4 protein-coding genes are annotated in these 2,840 nt (G+C 35.0%); 3 read left to right on the top strand and 1 reads right to left on the bottom strand.

Annotation, left to right across the window (positions count from 1 at the left end):
- Positions 1-23: 23 nt before the first annotated feature.
- Positions 24-1,070, bottom strand: coding sequence for a signal peptidase I (gene lepB, locus EZH24_RS09790; protein ID WP_137998966.1), 1,047 nt, complete (start codon positions 1,068-1,070; stop codon positions 24-26).
- A gap of 167 nt (positions 1,071-1,237) precedes the next feature.
- On the opposite strand from lepB, the gene rsxE reads away from it, so the two are divergent.
- The 3 genes from rsxE to EZH24_RS09775 all read left to right on the top strand — a co-directional run.
- Entirely contained in the window at positions 1,238-1,894 is a 657-nt protein-coding gene (gene rsxE / locus EZH24_RS09785) for an electron transport complex subunit RsxE (RefSeq protein WP_137998965.1), read from the top strand.
- 15 nt (positions 1,895-1,909) lie between these two features.
- On the top strand, positions 1,910-2,488 hold the full coding sequence (gene rsxA, locus EZH24_RS09780; protein WP_137998964.1) for an electron transport complex subunit RsxA: 579 nt from the start codon (positions 1,910-1,912) through the stop codon (positions 2,486-2,488).
- Positions 2,489-2,558: 70 nt separating this feature from the next.
- Positions 2,559-2,840, top strand: a 282-nt coding sequence (locus EZH24_RS09775) for an RnfABCDGE type electron transport complex subunit B (RefSeq protein WP_137998963.1), incomplete at its 3' end; no start/stop codon positions are given.

Here is a 2,840-nt window from a genome sequence, read left to right as displayed (position 1 = left end):
CATATTATTTTTCTAATTTATTTTTATTTAATTATAAAGTATTTAAAAAATCCCTGTTCGACATCCGCTGGTCTTTTCGATTGTATCCAAGCTATCATTGGCTGCCCTTTTATAAGTCTGTAAGGAACGAGTCCCCACATTCTGCTGTCGCAACTTTGGTCTCTATTGTCGCCCATTACAAAAAAATAATCTTCTGGAACGGTATATATAAATTCTTCTTCTCCATTTACGGCGTTTGGAACATATATATTCATCCAAAACCATAGTTTGACATCATCGCTCACAATTTTATCGTTTATATAAACTTCAAAAGAAGAAGTGTCGTTATAATAATCCGCTCTGTCTACAAGTTTTCTAAATATCATCGTGTCGCCTCTTTTGGGAACATAAACCGGTCCGTATATGTCGATAATCGGATAAAATTCTCTCTCTCCGTAAAAGAAATAACCCCATTTATCCTCGACTTGCTCTCCGTCTATAAATATATTTTTGTTTCTTAATTCTACCGTTTCTCCAGCGGTGGCGATAACTCTCTTTACGAATTCTTTTCTCGGGTCCAAATCTACAGTTTTAAGTCCGAAGAATAAAGGCATTGGAGCTAAATGTTGTCCGCCCGTTAGTTTTTCTCCTATAAAATCGGCGAGTAAAAATCTCGGGTCCCAAGTAAAAGGAGTAATAGAAAATATCATAATCGGCAATTTTAATAATTGAACTAAAGGCGAAGGCTCGTAATAAGGCATGGCGGATTCGCATCCGAAAGTGGAAGAAGGAGGCGCTCTAAAAACCACCAAATCTCCCCTTTGAGGTGATTTTATTTTTGGAAGCCTATAACCCAAAAGTCCGTCCGTGAATGGAAATTTGACTCCGTAAACGAATCTATTTGCAAATAATCTGTCTCCTGGCATTATAGTCGGAATCATCGAACCCGTAGGTATTTGATAATTCTGAATCAAAAAAGTATTTATAAGAAAAACTATGACTATAGCGTATAAAATTTCTTTTAATGTATGTTTGAAATTTCTGCATTCTCCGACTATAGCGTCCGTAATATTTTTTATATTTTTTTCCATTATTCAAGCCTTATTAAATTTTATAAATTGTAAAAATATTAATGTAGTATTATATGATATTATAGATAAAATAGCAATTAGAAAATTATTGAAAATATGCTCTTGAAAAAAGAATAATTTATGTTAATATAGTTAAAGAATAAATATTTAATTTAAGGTTTAATATCATGAAAAATTCTGAAGTATTTATAGACGGAGTATGGAAAAACAATCCTACTTTCGTGCAAATTCTTGGAATGTGTCCCAGCTTGGCGGTAACAAGCAGCGTGGAAAACGCAATAGGCATGTCGGTTGCCACAATATTCGTTTTGGTTTGTTCTTCGGCTTTGGTTTCTATTTTGAAAAAAGCCTATGCAAACGAAGTTAGAATAATGGGATACATTGTAGTTATAGCAGCTTTCGTTACATTAACCGAAATTATAATGAAAGCGAAATTCTATACTTTATCGCTGGCTTTGGGTCCTTATCTTCCTTTGATAACGGTAAACTGCATCATATTGGGAAGAGCGGAAGCTTTTGCGAATAAAAACGGAATAGTTCCAAGTATAGCGGACGCTTTGGGAAACGGATGCGGATTTTTTATGGCTTTGGTGTTGCTCGCTTCGATTAGAGAGATACTCGGAAACGGAACTTGGCTCGGTTTCGATATTGTGGGTTCTATTAGAGGTTTTGTAGAATCCGCTATGCCTTCCTTTTTGAACGCTTATAACGAAATAACGACTCCTTGGGTGGTTATGATTATGGCGCCTGGAGCTTTCTTTACTTTGGCGGTTTTGATAGCTATAAAAAGAACGATAGATTCTAAAAAATCTCAAAAAGCTTAAACGGAGGAATTTATTATGACAAATTTAATACTTTTATTTATCGCTACGGTGCTTGTTAATAATTTTGTATTGACTAAATTTTTAGGAATATGCCCGTTTTTGGGAGTTTCAAATAAACTCGACTCTGCAATTAGTATGGGAATTGCCGTTACTTTCGTTTTGGTTCTAACGGCGGCTGTTAGTTGGATGATTCAATATTATATTTTAGTTCCATTTAAAATCGAATTTCTCCAAACTATACTTTTTATTATAGTCATAGCGGCTTTGGTTCAATTCGTTGAAATAGTCATTAGAAAAACGAGCGAAAGTTTATATTTGGCTTTGGGAATTTATCTTCCGCTAATAACGACTAATTGCTGCGTATTGGGTTTAGCCGTATTTGGAGTTTTATACCAATACGGTTTCATAGAAAATATAATATTCGCGCTTGGAGCGGGAATCGGTTTCACTTTGGCTTTGATTATAATGGCAAGCATAAGAGAGAGACTCATGACAGCGGATATTCCCGAAGCTTTTAAAGGTCCTTCTATGCCTTTTGTTACGGCGGGAATTTTGGCTTTAATATTTTACGGATTCTCTGGAATAATTAAGTAAAATATTGATAAAAAAATAATTTATATAAATAAAATAAAAACGGTTTAATTTAAATTAAGGATATTTGATTATGATTACTACTATAACTATCGCGTCTATATCGGCGGCTTTGATAACTTTGATACTCGCCGTTATATTAATATTCTCTTCAAAAATGTTTAAAGTTGAAGTTGACGAAAGAGTAACGGAACTCACGGAAATTTTACCAGGAGCTAACTGCGGCGGTTGCGGATTTCCAGGTTGCGCTCAATTTGCAAAAGCTTTAGTCGATGAAAAAGCCCCGCTTGACGGTTGTTCGGTTGGAGGAGCGGACACGGCTTCAAAAGTCGCTAATTATTTGGGAAAAGTCGCG

The organism is Brachyspira catarrhinii, from assembly GCF_005518285.1.
Taxonomy (GTDB): Bacteria; Spirochaetota; Brachyspiria; order Brachyspirales; family Brachyspiraceae; genus Brachyspira; species Brachyspira catarrhinii.
Note: the sequence above shows the minus strand (reverse complement) of the source record. Positions and strands in the feature narration are given on the sequence as shown.

What these genes read in the sequence shown, in the direction of transcription:
- rsxE (WP_137998965.1), top strand. Translation starts at nt 1,238, where the DNA reads ATGAAAAATTCTGAAGTATTTATAGACGGAGTATGGAAAAACAATCCT.
- lepB (WP_137998966.1), bottom strand. Translation starts at nt 1,070, where the DNA reads ATGGAAAAAAATATAAAAAATATTACGGACGCTATAGTCGGAGAATGC.
- rsxA (WP_137998964.1), top strand. Translation starts at nt 1,910, where the DNA reads ATGACAAATTTAATACTTTTATTTATCGCTACGGTGCTTGTTAATAAT.